The organism is Desertivirga brevis (assembly GCF_017355835.1).
In genome coordinates, this window is sequence record NZ_JAFEWF010000013.1 from 136,215 (window position 1) to 151,535 (window position 15,321).

Consider the following 15,321-nt stretch of genomic DNA (forward strand, 5'->3'; position numbering starts at 1 on the left):
AATAAGCAAAAGTGTGTATTCAAGATTAAATGAACGTTAAGACACCGCTGAAATAAAGGTGTGTCTCAACATATCTTACAAATAATAGATGTTTTGTGTATGCTTCGATGAGCAATAAAAAACAATGCCTATAAAAAAAGGCGAGCCATATGGTTCGCCTTTTAAATATTTCTGGTTGATTATATTATAATTTACGCTTCACCTCTACATTTTCGTAGGCTTCTACAATATCTCCAACTCTGATATCATTAAAGTTGTTGATATTCAAACCACATTCGTAGCCTGTTGCAACTTCTTTAACATCATCTTTGAAGCGTTTAAGGGAAGCAAGCTCGCCTGTGTAAACAACAACTCCATCTCTCACGATACGGATCTTACTGTTACGGTTAATCTTGCCGTCAAGTACCATACATCCTGCAATAGTTCCCACTTTACTGATCTTGAAGGTTTCACGGATCTCAACGTTAGCGATGATCTTCTCTTCAAATTCAGGAGCAAGCATACCTTCCATTGCAGCTTTTACTTCATTGATAGCATCGTAGATGATCGAGTACAAGCGGATGTCGATTTCCTCTTGCTCGGCAAGCTTACGGGCACCTCCTGAAGGACGAACCTGGAATCCTATGATGATCGCATCTGAAGCACTTGCTAACAGTACGTCGGATTCAGAAATCTGACCTACCGATTTGTGGATGATATTAACCTGAATCTCTTCAGTTGACAGCTTTAATAATGAGTCAGAAAGAGCCTCGATAGAACCGTCCACGTCACCTTTAACGATGATGTTAAGCTCCTTGAAGTTACCGATAGCTAAACGACGGCCGATCTCATCAAGCGTGATATGTTTCTGAGTACGCAGACCTTGTTCGCGTTGTAATTGCAGACGCTTGTTGGCAATCTCACGTGCTTCTGGTTCGCTTTCCATTGCATTGAACTTATCTCCTGCTGTAGGTGCTCCAGACATACCAAGAACCTGAACTGGCGTAGAAGGACCTGCCTTGTCTACCTTCTGCCCGCGTTCGTTAGTAAGAGCCTTAACACGACCGCTATAACTTCCTGCAAGAATAGGATCTCCTACCCTGAGCGTTCCAGCCTGAATTAATACCGTTGTCACGATACCACGTCCTTTATCTAATGCAGCTTCCAAAACTGTACCTACAGCGCGCTTATTTGCATTAGCTTTCAGGTCTAATAACTCTGCTTCAAGTAATACTTTCTCTAACAGTAAGTCTACATTCAAACCTGTCTTAGCTGAAATTTCCTGAGACTGATACTTACCACCCCAATCTTCAACAAGGATATTCATACCAGCTAATTGCTCACGGATCTTATCTGTGTTAGCGCCTGGCTTATCAATTTTAGTAAATGCAAATACTAAAGGTACACCTGCAGCTTGAGCATGGTTGATAGCCTCACGAGTTTGAGGCATCACGCTATCGTCTGCAGCGATAACAATAATTGCAATATCAGTTACTTTAGCTCCACGGGCACGCATCGCCGTAAACGCCTCGTGACCCGGAGTATCAAGGAAAGTAATTCTCTTACCATTCTCCAACTTCACCTCGTAAGCTCCAATGTGCTGAGTAATACCACCAGCTTCACCTGCTATAACGTTAGTCTTACGAACAAAGTCAAGTAATGAAGTTTTACCGTGGTCAACGTGACCCATTACAGTCACAATCGGCGCACGAGGTAATAAGTCTTCCTCGTTATCTTCTTCCTCAAGGATAGTTTCCTCATCCTCAGGTTTAACAAAGTCTACAGCATAACCAAATTCGTCTGCTACGATTGTTAAGGTTTCAGCATCCAAACGCTGGTTGATAGATACGAACATTCCGAGGCTCATACAGGTTGAAATAACCTGGGTAACCGGAACATCCATCATACTGGCAAGCTCGTTCGCCGTAACAAACTCTGTTACTTTCAGAACTTTTGCCTGCATTTCTTGCTCTAATGCTGCCTCTTCTGCTGATTGAGCTATATCGTCACGTTTTTGGCGGCGAAGTTTTGCTCTTTGGGCAAATTTACCAGATTTACCAGCTCCACTTAAACGAGCAAGTGTTGCTTTAATCTGATCTTGTATTTCCTTATCTGAAGGCTCTTCTTTTTGAAGAGATGCTGGTCTGTTTTTAAAATCAGGCCTACCTGGATGATTTCCTCTTGGTGGCTGGTTCTGAGCACCGCCTCCAACGAAGTTAGGACGGTTCTGACCTGCTCCCTGCGGAGGACGGTTCTGACCTCCCTGGGTATTTCCTTGTCCCTGACCTTGCTGACCTTGACCTTGCTGCTGTTGCCCTGCAGGTCTCACTCCTTCGTTGCTGTCTTTACGCTTGCGCTTACGCTTGTGATCCTGTCCAGCTACATTTGAAGATGATGCTACAGGCTGATCTTTCTTGCGAGGAAACTGACTTGACAAGTCAATTTTACCAATCACATTCGGACCAGTAAGGCGCTGCGCTTTAGCTCTGATAACTTCATCGTCTGAAGATTCATCCGGCGTAGCAGCAGGTGCCACTGGGGCCTCTGCTTTCACCTCAGCAACTGGCTCTTCTACAACAGGTGCAGGAGCTGGCTCAGGCTTAACTGGTTCTGGCTTCACTTCAGGCTTTGGAGCTTCAACTACTGGCTCAGCTTTAGGAGGTTCGGGAACCTCAACAGGTTTTTCAACAACTTCAGGAGCTTTCTCCGGAGTTGGTTCTACTGGAGGTTCCACTTTTATTTCTGGTTCTTTTACAGGCTCAGGAGCAACTGCCTCAATCTTCGGCTGTTCAACAGCAGGGGGCTGAGGTGACTCTACATTAGGAGCATCTGCTTTAGGCGCTTCTACCTTAGGAGTTTCCACCTTAGGCGCTTCAACTTTAGGTGCTTCCGCTTCTTTCGGAGCCTCATTGCGACCTCTCCTGTTAAGAGAATCAAGATCTATTTTTCCAACTACTTTAACTCCAGGAACACTTGGTTCCTCCTGAACGGGCTGCTTCGGAGCCTCAGGTTCTTCCTCTTGTACAACAGCCTTTGGCTTTTCAACAGGAGGAGCGCTAAAAGTACTTGCGTTCTTTATTAAAATCTCTTTTTGTTCAAAATCAGAGCGACGAGGTTCTTGCCTTTCAGGTGCAGGAGCTGGGGCAGGTGCATCATCACGACGTATTTTTCCAATTACAATTTGCCGTGCTTCCTCACGGACTATCTTATCCCCCTGATACTCTTTTAAAAGAGCATTATACATTTCTTCGGTAAGCTTCGTAGTAGGTTTAGCTTCAACTTTGAAGCCTTTCTTGTTTAATGATTCTACCGCGGTGCCAATACCGATATTCAGCTCTTTTGCAGCTTTTAGTAAATTTATATTTTTACCTTCTGACATTTAAAATTTATTACCTCTCGCTAATATTTAAACAAAAGTACGTTTTTTATATCGTTTATTAATAGCGAAACCTGAACAGTCTTTAATTACTTATTCAAATTCTGCTCTTAATATATCCATAACCTCTCTAACCGTGCTCTCTTCTAAATCTGTACGTCTAACAAGCTCATCAGTAGAAAGTTCCAGTACTGATTTTGCTGTGTCTAAACCTATACGTTTAAACTCATCAATAATCCAGCCATCAATTTCATCTGAGAATTCTTCAAGATCCACATCCTCATCATCCTCCTCAGTTTCACGATACACATCTATTTCATAACCAGTTAGTTTACCAGCTAATTTAATATTGTGACCGCCTCTACCAATTGCTAATGATACCTGATCTGGTTTTAGATAAACAGCAGCACGTTTTTCAACATCATCCAGCTTTATTGTAGTGATTTTAGCCGGACTTAATGCACGTTGTATATATAGAGAACTATTATTTGTATAGTTTATTACGTCGATATTCTCATTCTTTAATTCACGTACTATTCCATGAATACGAGAACCTTTCATACCAACACAAGCTCCAACAGGATCTATACGATCGTCGTATGATTCTACAGCTACTTTAGCACGTTCTCCCGGTTCACGAACAATTTTCTTGATGGTGATCAAACCGTCAAAAATCTCAGGAACCTCAAGTTCGAACAGGCGTTGCAGGAATTCAGGAGCTGTACGTGAAATGATGATCTTAGGATTAGCGTTCATCATATCCACTTTCAATACTACTGCTCTTACAGAATCACCTTTCTTAAAATAATCCGCCGGAATTTGTTCTGTTTTAGGTAAGATCAACTCGTTACCTTCGTCGTCTAAAACAAGTGTTTCTTTTTTCCACACCTGATAAACCTCACCAGTAACAATTTCACCAACCCTGTCTTTATATTTTTTAAAGATCTCATCCTTCTCGAGTTCCAAAATCTTAGAAACCAAAGTTTGGCGTGCAGCGAGAATAGCACGTCGGCCAAAACTTTCTAAGGTAATTTGCTCGATAAAATCGTCTCCAACTTCTAAATCAGGATCAATTTGACGCGCTTCAGCAAGTTCGATTTCCAAATCATCATCCTCCGAGAATCCGTCCTCCATAACCCTTCTGGTTCTCCAGATCTCTAAGTCACCATTATCAGGGTTAACAATAACGTCACAATTTTCATCAGTACCGTATTTTTTACGAATCATACTGCGAAACACCTCTTCCAACACACTAATTACCGTAGGACGGTCGATGTTTTTAAAATCTTTGAATTCCTGAAAGGAATCAATCAAATTAATACTGCTCATTTTATTTAAATGAAATTAACACCTTTGTTTCTGCTATCTGATCAAAAGAAATAAAGCTTTCTACCAGCTCAGCTTTCTTACCTTTTTCTTTAATTTTCTCTTCAATTGTTATACCTTCATCACTTACGCTTAGCAATTTCCCTTCGCGTTTTACACCTTCTGAAAGTTTAATCTGTAAATTTCTGCCAACATTTTTATCATACTGCCTTTTCAACTTCAAAGGAGTATCAATACCTGGCGAAGAAACCTCAAGATTATAGGCATGTTCGATGGTATTTTCTTCTTCGAGATGAAAACCAACGTGTCTGCTTATTGCAACACAATCAGAAATATCCAGTCCGTTATCTCCATCAACCAGAATAATTAACGTCCCGGTTCCATGCATCTTTACATCTACCAGAAAAAGATCCGGCCTGTCGGCTATCTTTTGTTCAACTAATTCACTTATCTTTTGCTCAATAGTCATAATCTGTTGCAAAATAAAAGAGGGGACAAATTGCCCCCTCTTTTCAGAATAAATGCAAAGATAAATATTTTTTGGAAAGATGGAAATAGTATATTGCTGTTATTTAGAAATGACTTCTGAATTTACCTAAACGCCCAGAGCTTGCTCCAGTCTATACTCAGTCTATAGTGAGTCCATAATGAGTCTATACAATAATAGAAATCTATGGACTTGTTATTGAATTACTATTAGGTCATTTTGCTCTGGGGAAAGGCCTGATATAGGATGTGGTAGCTAAATCTAACACAAGATGTTCAATCTAATAGGTTCCTACTACTACTCAATGACAATCGATGGGTCCTTTCCATGGTAAACCTTTCAATTTCCGACGATACAATTTAAGTTCTTCGGTAAGTATTTTAGAACTAATATTGTATCGAATTGTAGTTCTTATTTTTACCAAATGAAGTTTATAATTGAAATATTACTTATTGGCGTTGCTGTATCAATCGCAGCATTTTTTATTCCGGGAGTGCAGGTAAATGGATTCGGTTCGGCGATCATCGCAGGAATATTAATAGGGTTAGCTAATGCGACCATTGGCACAATACTTCGACTTCTGACATTCCCAATCAACCTGATGACACTGGGATTAATGTCGTTTATCATCACTGTGTTGATGGTATTACTGGTAGATCACTATATGGCAGGCTTTAATACATCAGGCTTTATTGCCGCTCTTATCTTTGCAGTAGTGCTATCTGTCGTTAAAATGATTATTGGCATTTTTAAATAGCCCTTTAGCTCTTGCTGCTATTTTACAGCACCAGCAAGAGCTTTTTGTACGCTTGGAGCTTTATCAGAAAAGGCTTTCTGGAACGTTTCCTGATTATCCTGGCTGGCAAAAGTTTTTGATAATGCCGTAATAGCAGCAGCTCGAACATAAGAACGAGCGTCTGAAATTGCCATATTCTTTACTATCTCGTAAACTTGTGCTTTCTCCTCATCTTTCAATTGATCAACAGCATTCACAGCAGCTAAACGTATATGCCAGCTTTTATCGGCTAATGCTTTGATCAAAACTTCCCTTGCCTGCTTTTCTTGAGGTAATTTCTGAGAAAGAGCTTGAAGCGCTTCTAAACGGTCGAGAAATAATGGAGCATTAGAATACTGGAAAACATATTGCGGCACACTTTTCTTCTCGATCTTCTCTCCCAATAAGGACTTCTCAGCATCAACATTGACCAGGGAAGGTTGCGATTCTACATCGAATACAAAACTTTGATTTTGTCTTTCCAGTAAAATAGCTTTTCTCTCTATTTTCCCTTCTACATACACATCTACCGCGAAAGGTAAACGATACAGGGGATACTTATTCAAATCCTGTTGCTGACTAATGTTTACTGTCACCTGTTTAGTATTTGTATCATAGGAGTTTTCTATGGCCAAAACGGGATGTCCCGGAGAAAGGAACCATTGGTTAAAGAACCAGTTTAAATCCTGACCTGTTACCTCCTCAAAGATCAAACGAAGATCATGCACCTCAGCTGTTTTAAATGAGTACCGCTTGAGAAAAATATTCAGGGCCTTAAAAAAGGCTTCATCCCCAACTACTTTCCTAAGCATATGCAAAATGCGACCACCTTTCTGATAGCTTACTTCATCAAACATTTGCTCCTTATCTGCATAGTCAAAGCGGATAAGGGTTCTATCTTTATGGTCACTATTCAGATAGGTTTGCTGATCTTTCCAGCCATATAAATCGGCATAATCCCGGCCATATTTGTACTCATTCCATAAATACTCGCCATAGGTAGCAAAAGATTCATTCAGGGGAAGGTTTGCCCAGGATTCGGCAGTAACTAAATCACCAAACCAATGGTGAAAAAGCTCATGGGAGATGATGCTCTCATAGTTCTCATCCTGGTACTGGGCATCTGTCATGTTCATTCCTTCAAAAAAGACAGTTGCCGAAGTATTTTCCATGGCTCCATCGGTAAAGTCGTGGACAACTATTTGAGAATACTTCTCCCAGGGATACTCAACCCCTAACTTCTTAGAAAAGAAAGTCATCATTTCAGGAGTTTTTCCAAAGACTAGTTTGGCATACTTGGCAAAAGGCGGATCTACATAATAATTAACCTCTTTATCTTGCCATTTATCCTTGATCACAGAAAAATTACCTCCTGCCACCATGGTTAAATAAGTTGAATGAGGTTGCTCTTGTCGCCAGGAATCGGTTCTTGTACCGTCGCCATTATCTGTAGAGAAATCAAGATCCCCGTTTGACAAGGTCACCATTTGTTTTGGGACCGTTAAATTGATCTCCTGCGTCATTTTCTCCTGGGGACCATTTATCGTAGGGAACCATGCAGAATTCGACTCGGTTTCTCCCTGTGTCCAAAACTGACGGGGCTTGTCGTTTTCCTTACCTGTCGGGTTTATAAAATGAAATCCGCGGTCACCGGCAGCTGCAATACCTTGCCCTTTTGAGGGCATTGCAGTGTAATCAATATATAGCGTGAATTTTTGTTCCGAGCTATAGGTTTTGTTAAGGTCTATCTTGAGTGACTTACCGTCGTAAGAATACTTGAGTGGCAGCAAATCATCTTTATTGACCAAGGATACCTGGTGGATTCGAAATCCACGACTGTCAAGCACAACCTGATTAATAGGATAAAAATAAGGCTTAGCAGTAATCCATGCCTTACCTATAACGAAACTACTATCAAAATCAAACTTAAGATCAAGTTTGGTATGGAGGATATCTGTAATTTTTGGATAACTTCCCCTATAAATATTAGAGCCTGGCGCATTTCCTTTAACCGTTATAGGATCAAGAACTACTCTTTTGGCAGAACAGGCTGTTATTAAAAGTATAAGAAAGCTAAAAGAGTAGAATCGGTATAATTTCATTGTATAGTTCAATCCTTTTGCATTGCCATGATTGTCGCCGCAAATGTTACATAATAAGATTATAATAACTACAGGATTGAAAAAAAGATTTCCAAGAATACCATTAAAGAACTAAGAGTTCTTGATTCTCTGTTCAATAGCCGTGGTTGAGTATCCCTCAATAAACTCAATAGTCTTAACTTCTCCACCGTTTGCAAGCACTACATCGGCGCCTACGATCCTATCTAAAGTGTAATCAGCTCCTTTCACTAATACATCCGGCTTTACTGCCGAGATCAGATCGAAAGGTGTAGGTTCGTCGAACAATACAACTGCATCAACAAAAAATAAAGCAGCCAGCAAAGTTGCTCTGGATTTTTCATCTGTAATAGGTCTGTTAGGCCCTTTTAAGTTTGATGTGGATTGATCAGAATTAAGACCGATCACCAGCCTTTCTCCTAAATCGGCTGCTTTTGACAGGTAATCAACATGACCTAAATGTAAAAGATCAAAACAGCCATTGGTGAACACGATCTTTTGACCTTGCAACCGCCACATGTTTAAATATTTCTGTAATTGATCAGGGCTTACCACCTTTCGCTCGACGGTTCGTAATTTAGTCATGTTTTAAATAGGATTATTTTATAAGTAGATTGTTATCGTCGGGAAATACCAGGATGGGTTCGTATTTTCTGGCCTCATCCATAGGCAGGGAACCATAGGACATAATGATAATAATATCACCAACAGCTGCGAGGCGGGCACAAGAACCGTTCAAACAAACAACACCAGAGCCTCTTTCCCCTCTTATAACGTATGTTTCGAAGCGTGCCCCATTGTTATTATTCACAATCTGCACTTTTTCATTAGGAATAATATTCGCTGCTTCGATTAAGTCTTCGTCTATGGTTATACTCCCTACATAATTCAACTCCGCCTGCGTAACCTTCACCCGGTGTATCTTAGACTTCAAAACCTGAATAATCATGTGTGCAAAATTATGAAAACTTTATTTGCTTACCTAAAATGCATTTAACAGTAAAGAGAGATTACTTAATTATGATATTGTCTATCAGCCTTGTACGCCCTACTTTTGCTGCCACCAATGCTACCAGGCCAGCCTCGTCTTTTGATTCTGCAGGCATAAGTGTTTCGGCGTTGCATATCTCAAAATACTCTAATTCAACCCCTTCCGAATTTTGCAGAAAACTCTCTGCATCCTGCTGAAGCTGACTAATAGGTTTTATGGCAAAATTTTCCCTGGTGCTGTTAAGCGTTTTTGATAGCGCTAAAGCCTCAACCCTTTCTGATGGTGAAAGATGGATATTTCTTGAGCTCATTGCCAGGCCATCTTCTTCTCGCAAAATTGGACACATCACTATCTCAACTGGCATACTGTATAGCTCTACCATCTTCATGATCACCTTTACCTGTTGAAAATCCTTTTGTCCAAAAAAGGCCTTATTAGGTTGAACAACATCAAAAAGCTTCTTGACAATTTGTGTTACCCCCTGGTAATGCCCGGGCCTGAACCTGCCTTCCAGAATGCGTTCTAAATAGCCCAGATCAATGCTCCACTGCTCATCTCCTGAATACATCTCCTGAACAGCGGGAAGAAAAAGAACATCGCAGTTTACCTGTTCCAGCATGGCAATATCCGCATCGATAGGACGGGGGTATTTGGCAAGATCTTCCGGATCGTTAAATTGAGTTGGGTTTACAAAAATACTGCAGACTACACAATCAGTATTTCGGGCTGCAATTTCAATAAGAGATAAATGCCCTTGATGAAGTGCCCCCATTGTTGGTACAAATCCAATGATTTTTCCCTTTTCTTTTAGAGTGTCCAGATACCCTGATAACTCATGCTTTGATGTAAAAACTTTCAACGGTGCGCTGATTCTGTATTTGGGGCAAAGGTGTGCATTAATGAAAAAATATCAAAGGGATTTGCATAAATCGTTGATATATCATAAGATAATGCTTATATTTGCAGTCCCAAATTCTATTTTTTCAAAACTTTATAATTGGAGATGGCAAAAACGAAGTTACTGTTTATTACCCACGAGATGTCGCCTTTCCTCGAGTTAAGTAAAATTTCTGAAATCACACGGCAGCTACCTCAAGCGATGCAAGATAAAGGATTTGAAATCAGAATCCTAATGCCTCGTTTTGGAAATATTAACGAGCGCCGTAATCGCCTTCATGAGGTAATCCGACTTTCAGGAATGAACATTATCATTGACGATAATGATAACCCGTTGATCATCAAAGTTGCATCTATACCTTCAGCGAGAATGCAGGTATATTTCTTAGACAATGAAGAATACTTTCAGCGGAAGCATGTTTTCAGAGACGGTAATAACAACTTCTTTGCGGACAACGACGAGAGAGCGATTTTCTTCTGTAAGGGAGCGTTGGAAACGGTTAAGAAATTAGGATGGTCTCCTGAAGTAGTACATTGCCACGGAAGAATGACTTCTCTGGTGCCTGTATATCTTAAAACTACCTATAAAGACGACCCAACTTTTAAAAATGCTAAAGTGGTTTATTCAGTTTACAACGATGAATTTTCTGAAACACTTAATGCAGATTTCTCCCGTAAAGCTATTATGGGTGGAATGACTTCAGAACACACTGAAGTATTTAAAGATGCTGACAGCAATGCTTTACACAAAGGAGCCATCACTTATTCTGATGCGGTAGTGTTTGGCGACACAGAAGCGAGTGATGAAGTTGTAAAGTTTGTTAAAGAAAGCCAGAAGCCTACATTAGCTTATGAGGACACTTCTGACTACGAAAATTATTACAATCTTTACGAAGAGATCTCTACTGAAGACCTGGTATCTCTTGCGTAATTCTAATTAAGGAACGACATCCTGAAAAAGGGGAAGATTTTTTGAAGTCTTCCCCTTTTTTTATCTTCGAAAGCCTAATTGTTTATTGAGATTCAGTTTGTTTTAAAAGTCTCAATGAGATCGTCTCGTTAAATTTCCCGCATGTCAAGACGTGGGTACTTCATCCTCCAATTCTAAGTTTTGCTCACGGAGATTTTATTTTTTTTAACACAAAGGCTGGCCACTTTTCGGCCAACCTCTAGAATTAAAACAACAATACATAATTAATCGTTATCAGAGGCATTTGGATCAAACCTCCAAAGATCATCAAAGCGGGAGGTACCAGAACGTCCTGTAGCGAGATATCCCAGATTCTTAATAGAAAAACCTGCTGTAGCTTCCCGTGCGCTTCCTTCGAAGGAATCAACTTGTTCCCAGATGTCAACCACAGGATTATACTGCCAGGTATTATTCAAGACAGAACTGTATGTACCTGTGGTAATATAACCACGTCCTCCTATAGCAAAAGCTGCGGGAGAGGTACGCTGTAAATTATAATTATAATCGTCATTACCCTTTATTGCATCAGTTTCTTCATCATCGCCATCAGGGTATAAAGAATGTTTTTGATTCCAGGTGTTAGATAATGGATTGTAGGCAAAAAAGGAAGCAACATATGATCCGTTATTAGATCCACCTCCGACATAAGCCACATTGTCAATAACGAATACAAATGGATAGACACGTTTCGATTTAATACTGGCTACTTGTACCCAGCTGTTAGTGGAAGGATTATACTGGTAAAAATCCTGTTGGTCGTTATCCCCATCGTTGCCACAGCCAACATAGCCGTAATTACCAATTCCAAAAGCAACAGCTCCATAACGTCCCTTTGATACCGGAAAGTTAGCAACTTGTTTCCATGAATTATTGATTGGGTTATACTCCCAGAAATCCGTTAATAGATTCGTTCCATCAGTTCCCAGTCCAACATACCCCTTACCTCCCACTGAAAATGCCACGGCCTTACTGCGGGCCTTTCCAGGAAAGGAAGCAATGGTGTACCAGTTGTCCTGATCGACATTGTACTTCCAAAAATCGTTCAAACGGCTTTCTGTGGAGGTACTACTGGTAAATCCCGTTCCTACATATGCTGTATCGTTGATTACAAAGGCGGCAGCATCACTTCTGGATACACCCTCAAAATCTGCTTCGCGACTCCAGTCTCCAGCCAGAACATCGCTTTCATCTTCATTCTGGCATCCGACAGCGATGGTAAGAGTTAATAAAAAAATAAGTTTTGTTAATAGTTTATTCATCATTTTTAGTTTTTCGTGTATGTTATTTTTAGTTTAATATTAGCTTTTGGATTGGCCATCGAACCGATGACAGCTCGCTCAAGGGTTTGATGGATAGTAGAAACAGGAAGGCTTAATAAGAAAGAGGTATTCTGATACTTCTTGGCGTAATTACTCACATACTCCGTTACAGGGAAAATGTAACTTGATACTTGGTCAATGTCCCCAGCTTGGAAAAGAGAAGCTGACGAAGTATTTGTGTAGGAGTCCGTGTAAACCTGCTGAGGTTTATTATTCTTATTGGCCAAGAGCAATACCAATTGCTGGGGCAGTTTGAACGGCTTATCGGCACCATAAGGACTTTGAATAATTAATTCAGCTTTATTTATAACAATGGTAGGATCGGCTGTCAGGTAGCTCAGTCCGGGAAATTCAAGTTTAGTGACCAACCCTATGCCACCCTGCACATAAGTTTTGTTGTCACTTTCCACCGCACTAACTATATTAAGTTTATCAGACAACGTAGCGATCTTTAAGCTTCTGCGGTCTGATACAATTCGGTTAAACTGAGAGGTTTTATCAGAGAGAGAAAATGAAATAACTGACTTTTCCTTCAGTCCGTTTGCCCCAGCATAACTGTAATATAGGTTAAGTAATACTGTGTCTTTAAAACCAATCACTGCATTTCCTGCATCAGCAGCCTTTATGGTAATGCCCTTAAAATAGTTTTCAAACTCCGCCGCTGTTGAAACTTCAGTAGCGCCATTTTTCACCAAGGAGAACAACTCAGCCCCTAACGATTCCGGTATTTTTAAAAACAATGTGTCTTTAGATTTAGGCTTAGGGCTTAATTGAAAAGTAATTAGAGGGCTGGGATTACTGTTGAAATAACTTCGATTATAATAAGTAGATCCTGATGAAAAGACATTCTTCTCTTCGGGGTCAATATATCCAGGTACCGGCCTGTAAGCTATTTTTTCAGTTAGTTGATATATTGATAGCTCTTGACTTACTGTCGTATCTCCATAATAGTATCCGGAATAAGTCAACGTCATCCGAACAGAGTCGAGCTGAGCATCCTCAGGAACAGTTGTGCTACCTGGGATCGAAAGCTTAAAGAAAGTGGAAGCTTTTACAAACCCTAGTTCTGGATCCTGAATGTTACCGACAAGTAATAATCCACTACCTGCAGTAGGAAGGGAATCTAATAACAAGGTTGATGAAGTTACAGTAAATGTATCAGATACCGTCACTCCTAAAGTTCCAGCGTTATTTCCAATACTTATTGCACTTTCCTTCTTGCATGAGATAAGAGACAAAAAAGTGCAAAGAAAGAGTAATGACTTGAAGCCAGGAAGAGTAAATCTTATGAGCATAGCTTTGATTTATGTGTGCTGTTTGCACAAATATGTACACCTACAACGTTTCAGAAATTAACCTTAACTTTGTTTAACAAAACACTTGCTCCGGGGACGTTCTGCTTAACATTTATTAACAAAAACCTTTTATTTCAACATAGATTTTCTTTACATTTTTTTACAATAGGGTACTTAAAGCATATGCAAATGCAACAATAGAATTAGATTTAAGCCGTTGATTACACAAACTGAACATTCGAAACTCAGGACTTATAGAAAACTTATTTTCTATATCTTAGCGCAATTATTTTATAAGAAAAGACATCAAGTAAAATGCCTCAAACAAAATATTATATATATTCGATCCTAGCCGCCTTCACAATCATCTTTGCTAGTTGCCAGAAATCCGATCTTATAGGAATAGATACCGGAAGTGAAAATGGCAAATCTGAAATAACAACTTCTGCGGTTGACATTGCAACCGTTCCTGAAGATAGCGTTATTACTACCGGACTTTCGCAACACCCTTTTGGCTTTTTGAAAGATCCCGTGCTGGGAGAAACTGAAGCCAAACTTGCACTGGCGTTTAACCTTCCATCTTCAGGCTTTTCTTTTGGTAAAGATGCGACGATTGATTCTGTTGTGTTGGTGCTTAAATATGGCAACGAGCTATACGGCGACTCTATTTCAAATTATACTATTCGCGTTGCCGAGTTGGCTGAAGTTTTCCCAAGAAGCGCAAGCAACTCCACTACTTATTATTCAACCAAAACCTGGCAGAGCACTGGTTTGCTAGGCACCAAAGAACTTAAAGCGTTTAGCTACGGTGATACTATTCGGGTTCAACAAATAGTTGACGGAGCTAGAGATACTACGAAAAAGTTTGCGCCACACGCAAGAATTCAGCTTGGTGCTGCATCTGTATTTACAAAGCTAAAAAGCGCATTGGCTATTGACTCAGTTACAAATTTTGGCTTTCAAAAGAATTTTAAAGGACTTTACTTAACGTTAGACCCAGGTGTTATAACAAATAAAGGAGCACTGACATTTTTTGATCTTGCCTCAGCAAATAATTTTAGTGGCTTAGAGGTTTACTACAAAAACAGGACTTCGGCAGGAGCTTTAGACACCAATATGGCAGTATTTTCGACAAGCTCGGGTTTGGCTGCATCGAATGTTATTCACAATCACCCTGCGTCTGTTAAGGCTAACGAAGGAAATGTAAATGTTTCTGAAGTATATGTGCAACCGTTGGGAGGCTATCGTGCTAAGATTAAGTTTACTGAACTTGAAGCTTTAAAAGCATTAGTAGCAAAAACCGCAGGTGAAAATAAAACGATTACGATTAACAGGGCTGAGCTGATCATACCTGAGGTGGGAGCAGCAACTCCAGGTACGGGTACTTACTTAGCACCTGCTCCTAGATTAACGCTGTACCGCACAGACATTGCAGGAGTACGCCAACCCATTCCGGATAATGCAGTACAAATGGATCCGAGATTTCTTCCTGAGCCTCTTTTTGATGGTTTTTACGGCCGCAGGAAACCCCGCGAATACAGATTCGTAGTTACTTCTTATGTTCAGGACCTGCTTACTGGAAGACTTAAAGAATTTGATACATTTATATCTCCAATAAGAGCAAACTTTACAGGCCAAGCGAACATTAATGCGGCTGCAAATACTGCCAGACGGGCAGTACTGCCGGGTAAGCTCAACCCTAACTCAAAGGTTAGACTAAGCATAGTTTATACCCAACCTGATTAATTATCTTTCATTAAATACATATTGTAGTTTACCAAAAAAA

12 protein-coding genes are annotated in these 15,321 nt (G+C 40.1%); 3 read left to right on the plus strand and 9 right to left on the minus strand.

The genetic code is table 11. The annotated features are described in order from the left end of the window. Positions 1-184: 184 nt before the first annotated feature. The 3 genes from infB to rimP form a co-directional block, all read right to left on the minus strand. On the minus strand, positions 185-3,358 hold the full coding sequence (infB, locus tag J4N25_RS24580; protein WP_207424547.1) for a translation initiation factor IF-2: 3,174 nt from the start codon (positions 3,356-3,358) through the stop codon (positions 185-187). A gap of 90 nt (positions 3,359-3,448) precedes the next feature. Continuing rightward, positions 3,449-4,684, minus strand: coding sequence for a transcription termination factor NusA (gene nusA / locus J4N25_RS24585; protein ID WP_207424548.1), 1,236 nt, complete (start codon positions 4,682-4,684; stop codon positions 3,449-3,451). 1 nt (position 4,685) lies between these two features. Further along, positions 4,686-5,150 carry a ribosome assembly cofactor RimP gene (gene rimP, locus J4N25_RS24590; RefSeq protein ID WP_207424549.1) on the minus strand — a complete coding sequence of 155 codons (465 nt, stop codon included), beginning with the start codon at positions 5,148-5,150 and terminating at the stop codon, positions 4,686-4,688. A gap of 442 nt (positions 5,151-5,592) precedes the next feature. Between rimP and J4N25_RS24595 the strand changes: the two genes are divergently transcribed. Next, positions 5,593-5,925, plus strand: a complete 333-nt coding sequence (locus J4N25_RS24595) for a phage holin family protein (protein ID WP_207424550.1) — start codon at positions 5,593-5,595, stop codon at positions 5,923-5,925. Between the two features lie 17 nt (positions 5,926-5,942). Here the strand turns inward: J4N25_RS24595 and J4N25_RS24600 are convergent, their stop codons facing one another. The 4 genes from J4N25_RS24600 to panC all read right to left on the minus strand — a co-directional run bounded on the left by J4N25_RS24600 (position 5,943) and on the right by panC (position 9,913). Then, entirely contained in the window at positions 5,943-8,045 is a 2,103-nt protein-coding gene (locus tag J4N25_RS24600) for a M1 family metallopeptidase (protein WP_207424551.1), read from the minus strand. A 111-nt stretch (positions 8,046-8,156) separates the two neighbouring features. Next, entirely contained in the window at positions 8,157-8,648 is a 492-nt protein-coding gene (rfaE2, locus tag J4N25_RS24605) for a D-glycero-beta-D-manno-heptose 1-phosphate adenylyltransferase (RefSeq protein ID WP_207424552.1), read from the minus strand. Between the two features lie 13 nt (positions 8,649-8,661). Beyond that, positions 8,662-9,012, minus strand: coding sequence for an aspartate 1-decarboxylase (gene panD, locus J4N25_RS24610; RefSeq protein ID WP_207424553.1), 351 nt, complete (start codon positions 9,010-9,012; stop codon positions 8,662-8,664). 61 nt (positions 9,013-9,073) lie between these two features. Next, positions 9,074-9,913, minus strand: a complete 840-nt coding sequence (gene panC, locus J4N25_RS24615) for a pantoate--beta-alanine ligase (RefSeq protein WP_207424554.1) — start codon at positions 9,911-9,913, stop codon at positions 9,074-9,076. 144 nt (positions 9,914-10,057) lie between these two features. Here panC and J4N25_RS24620 point away from each other — a divergent pair, with 144 nt between their 5' ends. Then, positions 10,058-10,882, plus strand: a complete 825-nt coding sequence (locus J4N25_RS24620) for a glycogen/starch synthase (protein WP_207424555.1) — start codon at positions 10,058-10,060, stop codon at positions 10,880-10,882. Positions 10,883-11,145: 263 nt separating this feature from the next. Here J4N25_RS24620 and J4N25_RS24625 read toward each other — a convergent pair whose 3' ends face one another. Both J4N25_RS24625 and J4N25_RS24630 read right to left on the minus strand, forming a co-directional pair. Then, on the minus strand, positions 11,146-12,183 hold the full coding sequence (locus J4N25_RS24625) for a Kelch repeat-containing protein (protein ID WP_207424556.1): 1,038 nt from the start codon (positions 12,181-12,183) through the stop codon (positions 11,146-11,148). Positions 12,184-12,185: 2 nt separating this feature from the next. Next, a complete protein-coding gene (locus J4N25_RS24630) occupies positions 12,186-13,535 on the minus strand; it encodes a DUF4270 family protein (protein ID WP_207424557.1) in 1,350 nt (449 codons plus the stop codon). A 315-nt stretch (positions 13,536-13,850) separates the two neighbouring features. Here J4N25_RS24630 and J4N25_RS24635 point away from each other — a divergent pair, with 315 nt between their 5' ends. Then, positions 13,851-15,281: a DUF4270 family protein gene (locus J4N25_RS24635; RefSeq protein WP_207424558.1), complete on the plus strand. Its 1,431-nt coding sequence runs from the start codon at positions 13,851-13,853 to the stop codon at positions 15,279-15,281. Positions 15,282-15,321 lie beyond the last annotated feature (40 nt).

Excerpts from the sequence above, each read along its gene's own strand:
- panD (WP_207424553.1), bottom strand. The coding sequence starts at position 9,012 with ATGATTATTCAGGTTTTGAAGTCTAAGATACACCGGGTGAAGGTTACG.
- J4N25_RS24630 (WP_207424557.1), bottom strand. The coding sequence starts at position 13,535 with ATGCTCATAAGATTTACTCTTCCTGGCTTCAAGTCATTACTCTTTCTT.
- J4N25_RS24600 (WP_207424551.1), bottom strand. The coding sequence starts at position 8,045 with ATGAAATTATACCGATTCTACTCTTTTAGCTTTCTTATACTTTTAATA.
- rimP (WP_207424549.1), bottom strand. The coding sequence starts at position 5,150 with ATGACTATTGAGCAAAAGATAAGTGAATTAGTTGAACAAAAGATAGCC.
- J4N25_RS24635 (WP_207424558.1), top strand. The coding sequence starts at position 13,851 with ATGCCTCAAACAAAATATTATATATATTCGATCCTAGCCGCCTTCACA.
- J4N25_RS24595 (WP_207424550.1), top strand. The coding sequence starts at position 5,593 with ATGAAGTTTATAATTGAAATATTACTTATTGGCGTTGCTGTATCAATC.
- J4N25_RS24620 (WP_207424555.1), top strand. The coding sequence starts at position 10,058 with ATGGCAAAAACGAAGTTACTGTTTATTACCCACGAGATGTCGCCTTTC.
- rfaE2 (WP_207424552.1), bottom strand. The coding sequence starts at position 8,648 with ATGACTAAATTACGAACCGTCGAGCGAAAGGTGGTAAGCCCTGATCAA.
- J4N25_RS24625 (WP_207424556.1), bottom strand. The coding sequence starts at position 12,183 with ATGATGAATAAACTATTAACAAAACTTATTTTTTTATTAACTCTTACC.
- nusA (WP_207424548.1), bottom strand. The coding sequence starts at position 4,684 with ATGAGCAGTATTAATTTGATTGATTCCTTTCAGGAATTCAAAGATTTT.
- infB (WP_207424547.1), bottom strand. The coding sequence starts at position 3,358 with ATGTCAGAAGGTAAAAATATAAATTTACTAAAAGCTGCAAAAGAGCTG.